Annotated in this window: 13 protein-coding genes; 9 read left to right on the forward strand and 4 right to left on the reverse strand. The window is 67.3% G+C overall.

Annotated features, from left to right (window positions below; genetic code table 11):
- From MFF26_RS13830 to MFF26_RS13865, 8 genes are all read left to right on the forward strand, one after another.
- The coding region (locus tag MFF26_RS13830; RefSeq protein ID WP_238308112.1) for a condensation domain-containing protein at positions 1-1,595 on the forward strand (1,595 nt) is incomplete at its 5' end.
- 67 nt (positions 1,596-1,662) lie between these two features.
- A complete protein-coding gene (locus MFF26_RS13835; protein WP_171015562.1) occupies positions 1,663-2,946 on the forward strand; it encodes a lysine N(6)-hydroxylase/L-ornithine N(5)-oxygenase family protein in 1,284 nt (427 codons plus the stop codon).
- Positions 2,947-3,168: 222 nt separating this feature from the next.
- Complete coding sequence (locus tag MFF26_RS13840) at positions 3,169-5,490, forward strand: TonB-dependent siderophore receptor (protein ID WP_137831128.1); 2,322 nt, start codon at positions 3,169-3,171, stop codon at positions 5,488-5,490.
- Entirely contained in the window at positions 5,484-6,530 is a 1,047-nt protein-coding gene (locus MFF26_RS13845) for a GNAT family N-acetyltransferase (protein ID WP_238308113.1), read from the forward strand. The genes MFF26_RS13840 and MFF26_RS13845 overlap by 7 nt, the downstream gene beginning before the upstream one ends.
- Before the next feature lie 168 nt (positions 6,531-6,698).
- On the forward strand, positions 6,699-7,688 hold the full coding sequence (locus tag MFF26_RS13850) for a Bug family tripartite tricarboxylate transporter substrate binding protein (protein ID WP_137831130.1): 990 nt from the start codon (positions 6,699-6,701) through the stop codon (positions 7,686-7,688).
- Positions 7,689-7,874: 186 nt separating this feature from the next.
- The gene (locus MFF26_RS13855; protein ID WP_137831131.1) at positions 7,875-8,540 is read left to right on the forward strand and encodes a tripartite tricarboxylate transporter TctB family protein; all 666 of its coding nucleotides are present in this window, start codon (positions 7,875-7,877) and stop codon (positions 8,538-8,540) included.
- A gap of 31 nt (positions 8,541-8,571) precedes the next feature.
- On the forward strand, positions 8,572-10,077 hold the full coding sequence (locus tag MFF26_RS13860; RefSeq protein WP_137831132.1) for a tripartite tricarboxylate transporter permease: 1,506 nt from the start codon (positions 8,572-8,574) through the stop codon (positions 10,075-10,077).
- 126 nt (positions 10,078-10,203) lie between these two features.
- Entirely contained in the window at positions 10,204-11,175 is a 972-nt protein-coding gene (locus MFF26_RS13865; protein ID WP_137831133.1) for a tripartite tricarboxylate transporter substrate-binding protein, read from the forward strand.
- A gap of 36 nt (positions 11,176-11,211) precedes the next feature.
- Here MFF26_RS13865 and MFF26_RS13870 read toward each other — a convergent pair whose 3' ends face one another.
- Positions 11,212-11,475, reverse strand: a complete 264-nt coding sequence (locus MFF26_RS13870; protein WP_137831134.1) for a hypothetical protein — start codon at positions 11,473-11,475, stop codon at positions 11,212-11,214.
- Positions 11,476-11,786: 311 nt separating this feature from the next.
- Here MFF26_RS13870 and MFF26_RS13875 point away from each other — a divergent pair, with 311 nt between their 5' ends.
- Entirely contained in the window at positions 11,787-13,877 is a 2,091-nt protein-coding gene (locus MFF26_RS13875; RefSeq protein ID WP_137831135.1) for an ATP-binding protein, read from the forward strand.
- A gap of 59 nt (positions 13,878-13,936) precedes the next feature.
- Here the strand turns inward: MFF26_RS13875 and MFF26_RS13880 are convergent, their stop codons facing one another.
- The 3 genes from MFF26_RS13880 to MFF26_RS13890 form a co-directional block, all read right to left on the reverse strand.
- On the reverse strand, positions 13,937-14,629 hold the full coding sequence (locus MFF26_RS13880) for a LuxR C-terminal-related transcriptional regulator (RefSeq protein WP_137831136.1): 693 nt from the start codon (positions 14,627-14,629) through the stop codon (positions 13,937-13,939).
- Between the two features lie 178 nt (positions 14,630-14,807).
- Positions 14,808-15,800, reverse strand: a complete 993-nt coding sequence (locus tag MFF26_RS13885; RefSeq protein WP_137831137.1) for an FAD:protein FMN transferase — start codon at positions 15,798-15,800, stop codon at positions 14,808-14,810.
- On the reverse strand, positions 15,797-17,872 hold the full coding sequence (locus MFF26_RS13890; protein ID WP_238308145.1) for a 4Fe-4S binding protein: 2,076 nt from the start codon (positions 17,870-17,872) through the stop codon (positions 15,797-15,799). The genes MFF26_RS13885 and MFF26_RS13890 overlap by 4 nt, the downstream gene beginning before the upstream one ends.
- Between the last annotated feature and the right edge of the window lie 10 nt (positions 17,873-17,882).

Genomic DNA, 17,882 nt, shown 5'->3' on the forward strand with positions numbered 1-17,882 from the left:
CGGGTTTGTGGACGGCGCTGCTGGGCGTCGAGCGGGTGGGCCGGACGGACGGCTTCTTCGAGCGCGGCGGGCATTCCCTCCTCGCCGCAAAGCTCGTCGCGCGCATTCGCGCCGAACTCGGGCGGGATCTTCCCCTGCGGGCGGTGTTCGAGGCGCCCGGTCTGGCGGCCCTCGCGGTCCGTATCGAGGCCGCACCCGCCGTGGCGGCCCAAACGAATATGGCCGTACCGCGCGCGCCCCGCGACCGGGCCGTTCCGGCCACCGACATGCAGGCCGGGCTGTGGCACTGGCAGCGGCGCCATCCGGACAGCAGCGCCTGGACCATCTTCGGGGCGCTGCGCCTGTCGGGCCCCCTCGACACCGACGCGTTGCGGGCGAGCTTCGACCACATCGTCGCTCGACACGAGGCCCTGCGCACCACGTTCCGGGCTGGCGCGGCGGGGCTGGAACTCGTGGTGCATCCCTCCGCGCCGATCCGGATCGAGCGCCTCGACCTGACGGATCGCCCCCGCAGCGAGATCGAGACGGCGGCCCTCGGCTTCGCGCAGAACCAAGCGGAACGTCCCTTCGACATGGCGGTGGATCTGCCGATCCGTGTCGGCCTCGTGCGGCTCGGCCGTCAGGACCACGTGCTCACCCTCGCGGTCCATCACGCGGCGGGCGACGGGCGCTCGATGGCGTTGCTTCTCGACGAGCTCGGCGCCGGCTACCGGGCCTTCGCGGGCGGATCCGAGCCCGATCTACCTCAGCCGGCCCGGCAGGCGACCGATTACGCCGCTTGGCGTCGGGCGCAGGATCGGACTCCCGCCGCGGAGGCCCGGCTCGCCGAGACCCTGGAGCGCCTGTCCGGCTCATGGAGGCCCGATCCGGTCCAGACCGACCGACCCCGCAGGCCCGATCTCGGCGCGCGCGGCGCTCGAATTCGCTTCGAGATCCCCGGAGCGGCGGTTTTGCGCCTCGCGGCGAACGCCGGGGCCTTGAACGCCACCCTGCCGATGGCCGCGATGGCCGCCCTCGGTATCGCCCTGCGCCGCCGCAGCGACCGCGATGCCATGAGCCTCGGCATCCTGGTCACCGACCGCGGCCCGTCGGAGCTGGAGACGGTGATGGGCTGCCTCGTCGCCACCGATCTCACTGTGCTCGAGATCGATCCAGCGCAGCCGTTCGCACGGATTCTCACCGCCGTGCGCGACGAGCGGCTGGCCGCTCAGGCCGCCGGGCCGGTTCCCTACGCCCGCCTCCTCGACGCTCTCGCCCGCCGGTATCGCCTGAGCCACGCGGCGGCGCCGTTCCAAGTCCTGTTCAGCTACCTCCGGGTCGAGCCCGAGAGCGCCGACCTGCTGGCAGGCCTGCGGGCGAGGGACTTTCCGGTCGCCGATACCGACGAGAGCTTCGAACTCGAATTCGACTTCAAGGAGCGGGCCGACGGGGGGCTCGCCGTCTCCATAGGCTACCTCACCGACCTGTTCGACTCCGCGACCGTCGAGGCACTGGCGCAGGACCTTTCCGGTGTGCTGGAGGCCGCCGCCCGCGACCCGGATCGCCCCGCCGCACGGCTCTGGCCGCCCCCGGCCCTGCCCGATGAAGCGGCCTGACTGGCCCAAGACCCTCACGGGCGGCGCCGGACGCCCCGGACAGCACAACGGAACGAGCGGGATGCGCATGACCCACAAGGAGAAAGATCTGATCGGCATTGGCTTCGGCCCGGCCAATCTCGCCCTGGCCGTGGCCCTCGCCGAGATGCCCGGCGCGAAACGGCTCGATTGGGGGTTCGTCGAGCGCCAGGACGGGTTCCACTGGCACCGCGACATGCAGATCGAGGGGAGCACCGTCCAGATCTCGTTCCTCAAGGATCTGGCGACCCTGCGCGATCCGACGAGCCCGTTCACCTTCGTGAATTACCTGCATCACAAGGGCCGGCTCGAGAGCTTCATCAACCTGAAGCAGGACGCGCCGACGCGGGAGGAATTCACCGACTATTTCCGTTGGGCCGCCGCCGCCTTCACGGATCGGGTGAGCTACGGCGAGACCGTCGAGGCAGTGGAGCCGGTGGCGCGCAACGGCACCGTGTCGCGCCTGCGGGTTCTGACCCGCGACGCGTCGGGCGCACGCATCGAGCGCCTGACCCGCGACCTGGTGGTGGCCGTGGGCGGGCGGCCGCGCATCCCCGCCCTGTTCGAGGGGCTGGGAGAGGATCGGATCATCCACACCTCGTCCTATCTCTCGCGCCGCGACGACCGGATCGCCGGGCAGGGGCCCGTGCGGGTGGCCGTGATCGGGGGCGGGCAGAGCGCGGCGGAGGTGTTCTACGACGTCACCCAGCGCTTCCCCGAAGCGGCGGCGACGCTGATCCTGCGGGACCACGCCTTGCGCCCGGCCGACGACAGCCCCTTCGTCAACGAGGTGTTCGACGCCGCTTTCGTCGATGCGGTGCATGCCATGGAGGCGGAGGCGCGTCGCGATCTCATCGCCTCCATGCGCAACACCAATTACGCGGTGGTGAACCACGACCTGATCGAGCGCATCTACGCGCTGCTCTATCGCCAGCGGGTCGCGGACACCGAGCGGCATCGGGTGCTGGCCGGGCGCAGCATCGAGGCTGTCCATGAGCGGAACGGGCTCATCCTCGACCTGCGGGACAGCGTGACCGGCGCGGTCGCCAGCGAAGGCTTCGACCTCGCGATTCTGGCGACCGGCTACCGTCATGACAGCCACGAGCGACTCCTGGCGGGCTTGGCGGCAGATCTGGGAGGATTCGAAGTCGATCGGTTCTATCGGCTCAAAACACCGACCTCCTACACGACGCGAATCTATCTCCAGGGCTGCAACGAACGGAGCCACGGGCTGTCCGATACGCTGCTCTCGATTCTCCCCCTCCGCGCGGCCGAGATCGTCGGCGACCTCCTATCCGGCCAAACGGGTCGGGCATTGGCCCCGACGGGCTGATCCGGCATTGCTACTCTGAGGCGAGTTCTTGCAAGCCCCGCAGCGTGAGATGGTTTTCTCGAGGCTGTCACCGCTGGGGCACAGACGATAGCCCTCGATTGATGATTAACACTATTTATGCCGTGATCGACTACAATAGAATGGTTCTTAAAATCGTTCTAGTATTTAATCGATGCGTTGCATAACACTAGTCAAGCGTATAGCAGACTAGGATATTGGACGATGCGTGCTGCCGGGGGGGTATTGATGGGGATGGCGGGTAGATTCCGAATGTCGGCGCTGACGGCCGGATCGGCGGCAATGCTCGGTGCGATCGGCCTCGTGACGCCCCACGATGCCTTCGCCCAGGAAACGACGCGGCTGGACGAAATCTCTGTTCAGGGCGACGGTCTCGTCCGTGGTCCGACGCGCAACGGAGCGCCCAGCCGCGCCGTCGTCTCGGTGTCCGGCGATCCCGAGGCGGGCGGTAAGGGGCCGGTCGAGGGCTTCGTCGCCAAGACCAGCACCGCCGGCACCAAGACCGCCGCGCCGATCATCGAGACGCCCCAATCGATCACGGTGATCGGGCGCGACCGCATCGAGACGCTGCAATCGACCAGCGCGAGCGAAGTGTTCCAGTATACGCCGGGCATCAACGCCGACACGTATGGCAGCAACTCGCGGTCGGATAGCTACATTACCATTCGCGGGTTGCCGGCGAATTTTTTCCAAGACAACCTGCGACTTCCCTTGACCCGGCCTTATAGCGGTTACCGCGTCGATCCCTTTATGACCGAGCGGATCGAAGTGCTGCGCGGCCCCTCATCGGTCCTCTACGGTCAGGGCGGTCCCGGCGGTACGATCAACTACGTCTCGAAACGTCCGACCCCGGTGCCCTTCGCCCTGGTCGACATGCAGGTTGGCAATTTCGAGCAGCCGCGCATCGGCCTTGATTTTGGTGGAGCGCTGAACAACGACGGCACGCTGAGCTACCGAGTGGTCGGCCTCGGCCAGAACAGCCAGCTCAACGGCGGTAATCCCTTTACGGGTCAGCGCATCGCGCTTGCGCCGTCTCTTGCCTGGAAGCCCGATGCGCAGACCTCGTTCATCGTGTTCGGATCGTTCCTTCAAGATGACACGCATATCGACAGTGACTTCTATCCTGCGCGCGGTACCGTGCTGCCGAACCCGAACGGGCGCATCTCACGCAACCGATGGACCGGCAATTTAAACTTCGACAAACAGATCCGCACACAATATGCGATCGGCTACGAATTTGAGCACCGCTTCAACGATCATTTCGCATTCCGTCAAAACCTGCGATACGCGACCGTTGCTACAAGCATCAATACAGTATACGGCGCGGGTATCCCGGCCTTTAACGAGGATGATACTGCAGCGCAAAGAATCGTCGCTCAGCGAAGCATGAATCGGTACGCCATCGGCGGCAATATCGGCGCAAATGCTTTCACGGTCGATAACCAGCTTCAGGCAGATTTCATTCTCGGGCCAACTAAGCACACCGTGTTGATGGGGGTCGATTATCTCAATCAGTACAGCTACGATAAGCAAACTTTCGCCGATGGCGGGTCTTTTGATCTATACAGTGGGATTGGCCAGCCAATCAATGGCCAGCTAAATCTGTATCAAGATCAGCGGCAAACCGTTTCACAGGTTGGCGCTTATTTTCAAGATCAAATTAAATTCTTTGATAAGCTCGTTTTAACGGGTGGCTTCCGATACGATGCTGCTACCAGCAACTTCAAAAATCCGCTTACAGAAGGAGTTGCTGGCGTATCAGACGACACTGCCTTGTCTCCAAGGATCGGCGCCGTCTATCTCTTCGATAACGGATTAGCGCCCTATATCAGCTATTCCGAATCGTTCTCCGTCAATCCCGGCGCGGGCCGACTCGCGCGCCTTGGTGGAGGTGTGGGTGAGGCTACGGGCCCGTTCCGCCCCAGCTTCGGCAAGCAGGAAGAGGTCGGCATCCGCTATCAGCCCCCAGGCTTGCCGATCCTGTTGAGTGCCGCCGCTTTCGATATCACGCAGACCAACGTCATCACGTCATTCGGAATCACTGCCTATGCGCAGGATCTGCGCTCACGTGGCTACGAGATGGAAGCACTCGTCGAGTTCGGTAACGGTTTCCGGATGATCGGCTCGTACACGCTCCAAGATGTGCGCGTCATCGGAAGCCTCGACTCACCGTCGGATGTTGGCTTGCGTCCGACGGCTGTGCCGGATCGCGTCGGCTCGATCTGGGGCGATTACACTTTCCTGACCGGTGATCTGCGCGGTCTGCGCATCGGCGCAGGCCTGCGCTATACCGGCGCTTCTTACGGGGGCATCGATGTAACCGATCCGAACAATCCCCTGATTGTCCGCTCGCCGGAATTCTTCCTCGTCGATGCGGGTGTTTCTTACGCTTACGAGAACTGGCGGTTCTCACTCAACGTCCGCAATCTCGCCGACAGAAAGTATGTCTCGACCTGTAGCGACCCGACGGCCTGCTTCTATGGTCAGGAACGGAAGATCATCGTCGGAGCTCGTTACACGTGGTGAGCCTTCAGGACGAAACGGTCGTACCCTTCGCCCTTGTCCTCCCGGACGGGCGGCGGGTCGTCGCCGAACTCGATGACGAGAGCGCCCGCGTGATCGTGGAGGGGGGTGGCACGCTCACCCTCGCCCGGTCAGAGCCGCACATCCTCAGGGCTGTGGACGGCTTCGAGGTGGCGATGCCGGTGGAGGCGTTGCTGCCCCTGCTGGCCCATCTCTTCGCCCGGCGCCCAAAGATCGAGGTCGCGCAGTTGACCCTGCCGGCCTCCGAGGACTGGGTCCGCGAAGCGATCCGGGGCGGCATCGTCCAGCTCGCGGAGCTGGGGGAGGGCGGCCTGCGGCTCACCGCTCACCGCGGCGCGTTCTGGCAGCATCCGGGGCTGTGGCTGAAGGGCCGTGCCAGCGGCCAGACACCGCTCGCCTACGCGATGAGCGGCGACAAGCGTCACCCCAAGCGTCCGCCGAAGCCGGTCGGCGAGGTCTATCGGCGGCACATGCCCCGCTTCAAGGCGGATTTCTCGATCCGCGCCATCGATATCGAGGGGGATCTCGCGACCTTCAATCACTGGATGAACCTCGACAGCGTGGCCGAGTTCTGGAACGAGCGCGGCGATCTCGACCAGCACCGGGCCTATCTCAAGACCGTCGAGGCCGATCCGCACATGATCAGCTTCGTCGGCTGCTTCGACGACGCGCCGTTCGCCTATTTCGAGATGTACTGGGCGAAGGAAGACCGGGTCTCGCCGTTCTTCGACGTGCAGGATTACGACCGCGGCCTGCATCTTCTCGTCGGCGATTCTCGGCATCAGGGGCCGGGCAAGGTCGAGGCGTGGTTCCGGGCCGTGCTGCACTACATGTTCCTCGACGATCCCCGAACGCAGCGGGTGATCGGCGACCCGCGCATCGATCACGTGCGCTGGATCGAGTACATGCAGAAGCAGGGCTTCGTCCGGCTCAAGGAGTTCGACCTGCCGCACAAGCGCTCGGAGCTGATCTTCATCGAGCGCGAGACCTTCTTCGGCCCGCCCCATTCCGGGCCGGCTTGACCGGGCGGGGGCGCGCTCGCGAGAAGTCCGGCGCGGATTGCGTTGCGACTCCACAAGTCTGTTGCACATCCGCGCTGCGTACGGGTTGCGTGAGGCCCCGTTCCTCCCCTTGATACAGAGGCGTGTCGATCCGTCGGCAGGCCAATGAGATGTTTGGGAGGAGTTTGGATGGGTTTGTCACCCCTGTCGCGTCGCGCGCTCGTCGTCGGCGGATTGATCGCCGCGGCCCTGCCGTTCGGCGCGCGCGCCCAGGCGCCGGCTTATCCGACGCGGCCCATCACGCTCGTCGTCCCCTTCGCGGCCGGCGGCTCGACCGACGTGGTCGGTCGGCTGGTGGCGCAGAAGATGTCGGACATCCTCGGCCAGCAGGTCGTGGTCGAGAACGTCGTCGGCGCGGGCGGCAATGTCGGTGCGGCGCGCGTGGCGAAGGCCGAGCCCGACGGCTACACCATCCTGATGGGCACGGTGGCGACCCATGCGCTCAACCCGCTGATCCTGAAGCGCAAGCCCTACGACCCGGTTACCGATTTCAGTCCCGTGGCCCTGCTCGCGGTCGTGCCCAACGTGCTCGTCGTCAACCCGAACCTGCCGGCCAAGAACGTGCAGGAGTTGATCGCGCTGTTGAAGGCCGATCCGAGCAAGTACAACTATGCGTCCTCCGGCGTCGGCACGCCGCTCCATCTGTCGGGCGAGCTGTTCAAGAGCCTGGCGGGCGTGCAGATGCAGCACATCCCTTATCGCGGCTCCGGTCCGGCCCTGAACGACGTGGTGGCTGGTCAGGTGCCGATCCAGTTCGACAATCTTCCGTCGGCGTCGGAGTTCATCAAGTCCGGGAGCCTGCGGGCGCTCGCCGTGACGACGAAGGAGCGCGCACCCTCCTTCCCCGATGTCCCGACCATCGCGGAATCCGGCCTGCCGGCTTACGAGACCTACACGTGGAACGCGCTGTTCGCGCCGCCCAAGACGCCGAAGCCCATCATCGACGCCCTCAACGCCGCCGCCGTCAAGGCCCTGGCCGATTCGGGGCTGGCCGAGCGGATGAAGGGTTTCAGCGCCAAGCTCACCCCCTCGACCCCCGAGGCCCTGGCCGAACACGTGAAGTCCGAGATCGCCAAGTGGACGCCGGTGGTCAAGGAAGCCGGCATCCAGGCCGACTGATCCGCCTCGCCAGTCGACGGACTGGACCTGTTCGTCGACTGGCGCGGCACGGCAACCATCCGGCCAGGCCCGCGGTGGATGGCGGGCCGCCGCCACGATTTCGAGCACGACGCGCCCCGCGTGCCGTGCCAGAACGACAAAAAGGGCCGCCCCCGACGGCGGCATGATCATCTGGAGGAAACGGGAATGGACGCGCCCCTCGACGGGACGTCGTCGCGCCGCGGCGCGGTGCGGGCACCGCAGAGCCTAGTCGCCGGTCTCGGCCTGATCGGACTCGGAGTGTTCGGCGTCTGGGCGTCGAGCGATCTCGATTACGGCTCGCTCCGCGCCATCGGCCCCGGCCTGATGCCGTTCTGGCTGTCCATCGGCGTCGGGATCTGCGGATTGGCGTTGGCCATTGCCGGCTTCACCCATGATGGTGCGCCGCTGCAATCCTTCAGCGTCCGCGGACCCGTCGTCATCACCCTGGCGGTTCTCGCCTTCGCCATCACGATCCGGCCGTTCGTGCTGGGCGGCATCACGACCCCCGGCCTCGGCCTCATCGTCGCCGGACCGCTCGCCATCGTCATCGCGGGTTATGCCGGCACCGAGGCGCGCTTCCTCGAATTGCTCACCCTGGCGCTGTTCCTGACCGCGGGCTGCATGCTGCTGTTCGGTGATCTGCTGAATCTGCCGATCCCGATCTTTCCCACCGCCGTCGTCCAGGCGATGACCGGTGTGCTGCCGGCCCGCACCCTGCTGCGGATCGCGGCGGGCGTCATGGCGCTGGCCGGGCTCGGCCTTCTCCTCGTGCAGCGCCGCTCGGGCCGGCGCGAACCCGTCGATGTGGCGCGCCACTCCCTGACGACCTGACCCCTCGAAGATCTGACTCGGAGCGGCCCCCTTGCCGGACCTTCTCGCAAATCTCGGCCTCGGCTTCTCGGTCGCCCTCGGCCTTCAGAACATCGCCCTGTGCTTCCTCGGCTGCCTCGTCGGCACCCTGATCGGGGTGCTTCCCGGCGTCGGGCCGATCGCCACCATCGCGATGCTGCTGCCGATCACCTTCGGCCTCGATCCCGTCGGCGCGCTGATCATGCTCGCCGGCATCTATTACGGTGCGCAGTACGGCGGTTCGACCACCGCGATCCTCGTCAACATTCCCGGCGAGGCGACCTCGGTGGTCACGACGCTCGACGGCCACCAGATGGCCCGTCAGGGCCGGGCCGGCATCGCGCTGGGCACCGCGGCGATCGCCTCGTTCTTCGCCGGCACGGTCGCGACCGTTCTGATCGCCGCGCTCGGCGCGCCGCTGACCAAGCTCGCCCTGATCTTCGGCCCGGCCGAATATTTCGCCCTCATGGTGATGGGGCTGGCCTTCGCGGTGGTCCTCGCCCACGGCTCGGTCCTGAAGGCGGTGGCGATGATCCTCGTCGGCGTGCTGTTCGCCGCCGTCGGCACGGATCTGGAAACCGGCCAGGAACGGATGACGTTCGGGTTCTCCTTCCTCACCGACGGCGTCGATTTCTCGGTGCTGGCGATGGGCCTGTTCGGCATCGCCGAGATCCTGCGCAATCTCGACCAGACCGAGACCCGCGACGTGGTGCGCGAGCGCATCGGCCGGCTCCTGCCGGGACTGGCCGACATCAAGCAGGCGGCGCCCGCGACATTGCGCGGCACCGCCATCGGCGCGATCCTCGGCATTCTGCCGGGCAACGGCGCCGTGCTCGGTCCGTTTGCCGCCTACACGATTGAGAAGAAGATCGCGAAGGATCCGCGCCGGTTCGGGCGCGGTGCCATCGAGGGCGTGGCGGGGCCGGAAAGCGCCAACAACGCGGGCGCGCAGACCGCCTTCATCCCGCTGCTGACGCTGGGCATCCCGCCGAACGCCGTGATGGCCCTGATGGTCGGCGCCATGACGATCCACGGCATCGTGCCGGGGCCCGGCGTGATGACCAAGAACCCCAACCTGTTCTGGGGCATGATCGCCTCGATGTGGATCGGCAACCTGATGCTGCTGATCATCAACCTGCCCCTCGTGGGGGTCTGGGTGCGCCTGCTGAAGGTGCCCTACCGGCTGATGTTCCCTGCGATCCTGATGTTCTGCTCGGTGGGCATCTATTCCATCAATTCGCTGCCGACCGACGTGATGCTGATCGGGTTCTTCGGCCTGATGGGATACCTGCTGATCAAGTTCGGCTTCGAGCCGGCGCCTTTGCTTCTCGGCTTCGTGCTGGGCAAGCTCATGGAGGAGTACCTGCGACGCTCGCTCACGCTCTCGCGCGGCGATCCGATGGTGTTCCTGGAGCGCCCGGTCAGCGCGGTGTTGTTCATCATCGCCTTCGCGATCCTCGCTGCGGCTCTGCTGCCATCGTTGCGAAAAGGTCGTGACGAAGTCTTCACCGAGGCCTGACCTCCGGGATTAAACCGGCGACGGATTTCGTTTGCAAAAGCGCGTTCTAGCGCGTGAGTTTCGAAAAAAACATTGGGCCTGCGGCGAGCGCGGCAGGTCCATCAAGATCAAGCAGGGGGGAACACCGTGAAGAAGGCTCTCGCGTTCGGGTTTCTGGCAGCCCTGACGGCCGTGACCGCCCGCGCCGATACCTATCCGCAGCGGCCGATCACCATGGTGGTGCCGTTCGCCGCCGGCGGACCGACCGACATCGTCGCCCGCATCGTCGCCGAGCCGATGTCGAAGGCCCTCGGCCAGCAAGTGGTGATCGAGAACGTCACCGGCGCCGGCGGCACCACGGGCATCACCCGCGCCTCGCAGGCCGCCCCCGACGGCTACACCATCATGATGGGCCACATGGGCACGCACGGCGCCGCCCCGGCCCTGTTCAAGGGATTGAAATACGATCCGGCGACGAGCTTCGACCCGATCGGCATGGCCGCAGGCACGCCCATCGTCATCGTCGCCAAGAAGGCGATGGCCGCGCCCGATCTGAAGAGCTTCGTCGAGGCGGTGAAGACGGGCGGCGCCTCGATCAACCAGGCGCATGCGGGCGTGGGCTCCGTCTCCCACTCGACCGGCGTGCTGTTCGACTCCCTGATCGGCGCGAAGCCGACACTCGTGGTCTATCGCGGCACCGGTCCGGCCCTGAACGACCTGATGGCCGGGCAGGTCGATTTCATGACCGACCAGATCGTCAACGTCGCGACGCAGATCACCGGCGGCACCATCAAGGCCTACGCCGTCGCCACGCCGGAGCGGAACCCGAGCCTGCCCGATGTGCCGACCACCAAGGAGGCGGGTCTGCCGGGCTATGAGGTCAGCGCCTGGAACGCGGTGTTCGCCCCGAAGGGCCTGCCGGAGGACGTGCGCAAGAAGCTCGTCGCCGCCCTCGACGCGGCGCTGAAGGATCCGAACGCGAAGAAGCGGATCCTCGAACTCGGCGGCACGGTGCCGAAGGACGGGGAGGCCGGCCCGGCGGCCCTGCAGAAGCTCGTCGAGAGCGAGGTCGCCCGCTGGACCCCGGTGCTGCGCAACGCGGTCGACGCCAATCCGTAAGCGGTCGGGAGCGGGCTCCGACCGATGGAGCCCGTCTCACCGATGCCGACAGCGGGGTGGGCCGTCGCCGGCCAGCGAGTTCGGCACCACCCGGCCGCCCGACGCCTCGCAGGCGTCGCGAAACGGCTTGTCCGGGCGGTGGAATCCCCAGATCGCGATCATGGGAGCGACCATCAGGAACACGGTCGCGCCCATGAGGAAGGCCGGTAGCCAGCCGGGAACGCGTCGCGGCGGTTCGGGCCGGATCGGCGTCGGCGGGGCCAGGAAGGCCAGGAGGAGCAATCCGTCGAGGGCGCTCATCGGTCGTTCCTCAGCCGCGGAAGGCGGCGTCTTCGACAAGTCTCTATAGTCCGGCGGAGAGGGCGGCGCATCAACCGGAGGCCTCTGCCGCGACTTGCCGCAGAGAACCGGCGGAATGCAAAGGACTGGACGGTCCCGCAGCCCGGTTCGAAACGCGGGGTAGCGGCCCTTCCCGAAAGCGTGATGCGCCCGCCGTCGGGCGCTCGGTTAAACTCGTCCTAACCGGTCGGTGCGATTGTTCCCGCATTCATGGTCGGGTCCGACGCACACGGCCCTTCCGCCGGGTGCGCCTTGAAGGGCGCTGAATCGGTATGGTCGCTCATCCGCCGAACGAGTCCGAACGGCTCGCCGCCCTGCATGCGTTGCGCATTCTTGGAACCGAGGCGGAGCCACATTTCGACGCGGTCTGCCGCACGGCCTCCACCCTGTTCGCGGTCCCGATCGCCACCGTCGCCCTGCTCGACGCGGACGATCTCTGGTTCAAGGCGAAGTGCGGGATCGAGGCGGTGGGGGCACCCCGGACGGTCGCCTTCTGCGCCCATGCCGTCCTGTCCGACGAGATCTTCGTCATCGAGGACACGCTGGCCGATCCGCTCTTCGCCGACAATCCGCTGGTCACGGGTGAGCCGGGCGTTCGCTTCTACGCGGGTGCGCCACTGATCCTGCGGGCCGGTCTTCGGGTCGGCACCCTGTGCCTGATGGACCGGCGCCCGCGTTCCTTCTCGCAGGAGGCGCGCACGCAATTGCGGGATCTGGCGACCGTCGTGGTGGCGCATCTGCGCCTCTACGAGGATCAGGCCGACCAGAACGCCGCGATTCTTGGCCAACTCGCCGAGGGCGTGATCGTCACCGACGCCGCCGGCGGCATTACCTTCGTCAACGAGGCCGCGGCGGCGATCCACGGTATCGCCCGCCTCGATGTCGAGCCCGAGCATTACAGCGACACCTATCATCTCTTCACCGAGGACGGCCGCCCGCATCCGCCCCTCGAACTTCCGCTTGCCCGCGCGGTGGCCGGCGAGGAAGTCGCCGATGCGCGCTGGCGCATTCACCGCCCCGACGGCTCGCGCGTCCTGGCGATCGGCACCGCGCGCGCCCTGCGCAACGGCGACGGGCGCCAAGTCGGCGCCGTGCTGACGCTGCGCGACGACACGGCCCGCGAATCCGCCGAGCGGGCGTTGCGCGAACTCAACGCGACCCTGGCGGAGCGCGTCACCGAGCGCACGGCGGAACTGGAGGCGGCCCGCATTCAGGCCGAGGCGGCGAGCCGGGCGAAATCCGAATTCCTGGCGTCCATGAGCCACGAGATCCGCACGCCACTCAACGGCATGCTCGGCTATACCGATCTCCTCCTCGAAGATCCGTCCCTCGGGCCCGGCGCGCGCCTGTACGCCGAACGCGTTCGTTCGGCCGGCTCTGCCCTGCTGACCATCGTCGACGATATCCTGGACTTCTCGCGGGTCGAGGCGGGACAGATTGAACTGACTCCCGAACCCTTCGCCCTCGCCCCGCTCGCCGATGAGGCCGCCGCGATCGTTCGCGCCAGCGCGGAACAGAAGGGCCTGACCCTTACCGTCACGCTCGGTCCGAACCTGCCGGCTTCGGTCGTCGGCGACCGCGATCGATTGCGGCAGGTACTGCTCAACCTCCTCAACAACGCCGTAAAGTTCACGCGCCGCGGCGGCGTGACCCTCGCATTGACGGTCCCCAGGGAAGGCCGGGTGTGTTTCGCGGTCCAGGATACCGGCATCGGTATTCCCGTCAGCAAGCAGCATCTGCTGTTCGAGCGGTTCAGCCAGATCGACGGCACGATCCGCCGGGAGTTCGGCGGCACCGGGCTCGGTCTCGCCATCTCGCGACAGCTGGTGGAGTTGATGGGCGGCACCATCGGCCTGACGAGCGAGCCGGAGATCGGCTCGACCTTCCGATGTGAGGTCCCGCTTCCCGCCATCGTCATGGCGGCCCCCTCCGTGGTGCCTGCGGCGGAGCCATCCCGCTCCCGCAGCTGCCGCGTGCTTCTGGTCGAGGACGTGTTCCTGAACCAGGAACTGGGACGTGCCGTTCTGACGCTCGGCGGTCACAGCGTCGATGTCGCTGCCAGCGGCGCCGAGGCGATCCGGGCGGTAGCCGAGGGCCAATACGATCTGGTGCTGATGGATATCCAGATGCCCGGCATGGACGGGATGACCGCCACCCGCTGCATCCGCGCGATGGGCGGGCCCGCCGCCGCGGTGCCGATCATCGCCATGACGGCCAACGTGCTGCCGCATCAGATGTCGGACTATCTGGCCGCCGGAATGCAGGGGCATATCGGTAAGCCGTTCAAGCGCGACGCGCTTCTGGCCACCGTCGAGCGTTGGGCGAGTCGCCGCGGCGAGACCGCATCGGCCCGCTGCGCCTGAATTCGCTTCGCAGGGCAGCGTCCAGCCATCGGGCCAACCCGATGCGGCCCATTCTGGATTCAGGTTCGGCCGAGCGCGCGTGCGCCGAGAGCGGCGGCGGCGGCCCGGTTGGTGACGCCGAGGGTGCGCAGAAGAGCGGCGACATGGACCTTCACGGTCCCTTCGCCGAGGGCGAGGATGCGGGCGATCTCCTTGTTCGAGCGCCCATCGACGATCTGTTCGAGCACGTCCCGCTGGCGCCGGGTCAGGGAGGTGAGGGATACATCGCCCGCCTCCTTGCCCCCGCGCGCCGAGTGGGCGGGCACGGGCAGGTCGGCGAGGAACGGCGGCACGTAGATCGCGCCGTTGAGGATGATCTCCAGGGCGCTCACGACCTCCGGCGGCGACAGGGTCTTGGGAACGTAGCCGTGGCTTCCGGCGGCGAGCGCCGTGAGGATGTCGTCGCGGTCGGTCGAGCCGGACAGGATCGCGGCCTTTACCGTGGGAAAGCACTCGCGCACCGCGCTCAAGGAGGCGGCGCCGGCCATGCCCGGCATCCGCAGATCGAACAGAGCGAGACTTGCTTCCGGCGTCTCGGCCAAAGCCGCCAGGGCCTCGTCGAGGGATCCCGTCTCCACCACCCGCGCGAAGCCGAGCCGGCGCACGAGCAGTGTCGTCAGGGCAAGGCGGAAGAACGCATCGTCATCGGCCACGACGGCGACCGGCCCGTCGGTCGGGGAGGGCTGCTTTGTCGGGGTGAAGGGGCTGGACATCCTGTTCGAGACTTCATGCGGTCGGAGCGGCGCGGCTCAACTTCGAAAAGGTTGGCTGCGCCTGTGCGGTCGAAAGCCTCCGCATCCTTCGCCGCGGCTCCTTTACACTATCCCGAACCGATCGTTCCCGTTCCGCCGTGCCGGTCGCGGGAATGTGCTGCGGCGAACCCGACCGAGATCAGACCTTTGCCGTAAAGCGCGCCGAACACCCGCTGTAAAGCTGAACGAGCTCTCGGCCAGCCTGTGCCCCCATCACGAAAGCTGCCGTGGAGAGACCGTCGGCGAGAAGTCCGCTCGGTGCCGTCACCGTCACCCGCGAGAGCGCGGTGGGCGACAGGCCGGTGGCGGGATCGAAGATGTGATGATCGCGCCGGTCCGGCGAGAAGATCGTGGCGTCGTCGCCGGAGGTGGCCGCGAAGCCGGTGAAGGGCGCGATGACGTCGGACATCGCGTCGGCGCCGTGGGCGGCGAGGCCGAGTCGCCAGGGCGAGCCGTCGGCATGGGCGCCGCTGGCGCCGAACTCGCCGGTATCCACGAAGGCATCGGCGATGCCATGAGCCTTAAGCGCCGCCATCACCTGATCGGCGGCAAATCCCTGGATCAGGCCGTTGAGCGTCACGCCCATCCCGGGCCGGTCGAAGTGGATGCCGGTCTCTTCCACCCGGACATGCCGCCAGCCGACCCGCGCCACCGCCTCCGCACGGGCTGACGGTCCCGGACGCTCGCCCTTCGCGGTCGCCTCGGACCAGAGCGTCCAGAGCGGCTGCACCGTCGGGTCAAAGGCGCCACCACTTCGCTCCGCCAAGGTCAGGGCGAAGCGCAGCATATCGAGGAGCAGCGGATCGGGCGTGGCGAGCGTGCCGTCGCGGTTTAGGCGTGAGAGGGCACTCTCGGGTCGGAAGAGGCTGCCCGCCGCCTCCACCGCCCGGATCGCCGAGAAGGCGTCTCGGAAGGCCGGCTCGAAGCGATCGGAACCGTCCGCCACCAATGTGAGCGAGACCGTGGTGCCGAAGGCGAGCCCGGCGCGCGTGGCGGCACGGCGTCCGCGTTCCTCCGCCAGGGCTCGGAACGCCGCCGGTCCGGCGGCGAGGGCGGCCAGGGCGCCGAAGCCGCCGAGCAGCACGCGCCGCCGTTCGGCAACGGGGCGCAGTCGGGGGGAGGGGGGGCTCATTCGGCGGCCACCGGCTGAAGAACGGCGCGCTTGCCCCGCTTGGCGGCCAGCACCTGGGGCACGCATTGCGTGGGATCGTGGATGATCGTCACGCAGTCCATGCACTGGAAGCACTCGGGATAATCGATTCGACCCGAGGGTGCGATGGCGCCGTAGCGGCAGCGCACCTTGCACAGCTGGCACGGCGAGCCGCATTCCGCGCGGCGGGGGATCCAATCGAGGAGGCGCAGGCGCCCGGCCACGGCGAGACTCGCGCCGAGGGGACAGAGATAGCGGCAGAACCCCTTGTAGACGAAGAGGTTGAGGACAATCAGCCCGAGCGCGTAGAGCACGAAGGGGAGCGAGCGCACGAAGTATAGGGTGATCGAGGTCTTGAACGGCTCGATCTCGGAGAGGCTGTCGGCGAGTGGCGAGCCGAGGATGGCGGCGCCGAGGATCGCGGCGAGGCCCACATATTTCACTTGGCGCAACGCGCGGTCGAGGCGCGGCGGCACGGTGATCTGGCGGATGCGCAAGGGACGGGCGAGCCAGGCGGCAAATTCCTGCAACGCGCCGAACGGACAGAGCCAGCCACAGAAGGTGCCCCGGCCCCAGATGACCAGGGTCACGAGCACGAAGGCCCAGATCAGGAGCGAAGGCGGATCGTAGAGCAGGAAGCCGAAATCGCCGGTATGGAAGGCGGCCCGCGCCGCGCCGACAAGGGTGACGATCGAGAGCTGGGCCTGGGCGTACCAGCCGATGAAGCCGAGGGTGAAGGCGAGGAAGCCGAGGCGAAACAGCGAGAAGGCCTGCGGGCGCGCCACCAGGGCTTCCTGGCGAGAGAGAACGGGCACGAGCAGGGCAAGGGCGGCGGCGATGATCCCGAGTTCGACACCGCGGGCGCGCCAGGAATCGATCCAGCTCGGCCCGGCATCCGGCACTTCGCGGGTGAACAAATCGGGCGGCAGGCGATACTCCGTCGCGATTTCGCGGGCGACCTTCTCGGGGAAGATCTGACCGCGCTCGCGGGTGACTTTCACGGAGAGCGACCACGGAGCGGACGGATCGAAACCGGCCGCGTCGCCGATCTTCAGGATGGTCCAGGGACCGGCCGGGAGATCGGGGGCGAGGTCGCGCCGCTCCCAGGCGGCGTCGCGGGCATTCACAGTCAGGCCGCCCTGTTGCAGCGTGAGCCGATCCGGCACCGAGCCAAGTACGAAATCCTCCGGCAACGGGCTCCAGCGGCCCGAGCTCACCACCATCACCGCGTGGCCGCCCGGACCGATCTCGCGCATCAGCCGGGCATAGGCTGCCTCCCCGAGAATCGTGCGGCCGATGGTGGGGACGTTGAGATAGGCGATCGCCAAGTCGGCGAAGGCCTCGTCCGCCGGGCCGGGATCGGGATCGCTTAAACCGGTACCGGCGAAGGCCGCATCGACCTCGGCGGGGGTGACGCGCCAGCGCTTGAGCCAGCCGCGCCGTTCCAACTCGGCGAGCGTCAGGGGTTCGAAATCGGGCTTGGCCTCGACCCGCAGGCCGCTATTGACCGCGCCGAAGCCGAGCTTCTCCCGCGCGACGGCGAGGGAGGCGGTGAGCATCGTCTCGTTGATCACGCGGGTCGAGGCGGTCGCCATTGAGATGCCGTCGACGGTGGTGGCGGGCGCCGCTCCGGCGGCCCGCGCGTTCGGCCGTCCGACCCGGATCGGCTGACGCGCGGACAGCCCGACATATTGCTCGACGAAGGCGAAGAGCGGTTCCGAGCCGAGGCCTTCGAGAAAGACCGGTTCGTGATGGGTGATCACCTTCGCATCGCGAAAGGTGCCATCCGGCGCGAGGGCGATCAGCAGGTTCGGGGCCGTACCGCCGAAACCGGGGATCCGGGCGAAATCGATCGACTCGAAGGCGTAGGCAATAACCTCGTAGGAGCCCGCTTCCTGCTTGAGGATCGGCCAGACTGGGATGCGGTCGTCGCGCTCTCCGACGACGAGGGGGGGCGGAAAGTTCTTCTCCATGCCGGCGCGGCCGAGGGTGCCGGCCTGGGCAGGGAGCAGCCACAGCAACGCCGCGACGATGCCGGCCAGGAACCGCCACAGGGTCGCCCAC

It is taken from the genome of Methylorubrum suomiense, assembly GCF_022179765.1.
GTDB classification, from domain to species: Bacteria; Pseudomonadota; Alphaproteobacteria; order Rhizobiales; family Beijerinckiaceae; genus Methylobacterium; species Methylobacterium suomiense.

What these genes read in the sequence shown, in the direction of transcription:
- MFF26_RS13885 (WP_137831137.1), bottom strand. Translation starts at nt 15,800, where the DNA reads ATGAGCCCCCCCTCCCCCCGACTGCGCCCCGTTGCCGAACGGCGGCGC.
- MFF26_RS13850 (WP_137831130.1), top strand. Translation starts at nt 6,699, where the DNA reads ATGGGTTTGTCACCCCTGTCGCGTCGCGCGCTCGTCGTCGGCGGATTG.
- MFF26_RS13835 (WP_171015562.1), top strand. Translation starts at nt 1,663, where the DNA reads ATGACCCACAAGGAGAAAGATCTGATCGGCATTGGCTTCGGCCCGGCC.
- MFF26_RS13880 (WP_137831136.1), bottom strand. Translation starts at nt 14,629, where the DNA reads ATGTCCAGCCCCTTCACCCCGACAAAGCAGCCCTCCCCGACCGACGGG.
- MFF26_RS13870 (WP_137831134.1), bottom strand. Translation starts at nt 11,475, where the DNA reads ATGAGCGCCCTCGACGGATTGCTCCTCCTGGCCTTCCTGGCCCCGCCG.
- MFF26_RS13840 (WP_137831128.1), top strand. Translation starts at nt 3,169, where the DNA reads ATGCGTGCTGCCGGGGGGGTATTGATGGGGATGGCGGGTAGATTCCGA.
- MFF26_RS13855 (WP_137831131.1), top strand. Translation starts at nt 7,875, where the DNA reads ATGGACGCGCCCCTCGACGGGACGTCGTCGCGCCGCGGCGCGGTGCGG.
- MFF26_RS13875 (WP_137831135.1), top strand. Translation starts at nt 11,787, where the DNA reads ATGGTCGCTCATCCGCCGAACGAGTCCGAACGGCTCGCCGCCCTGCAT.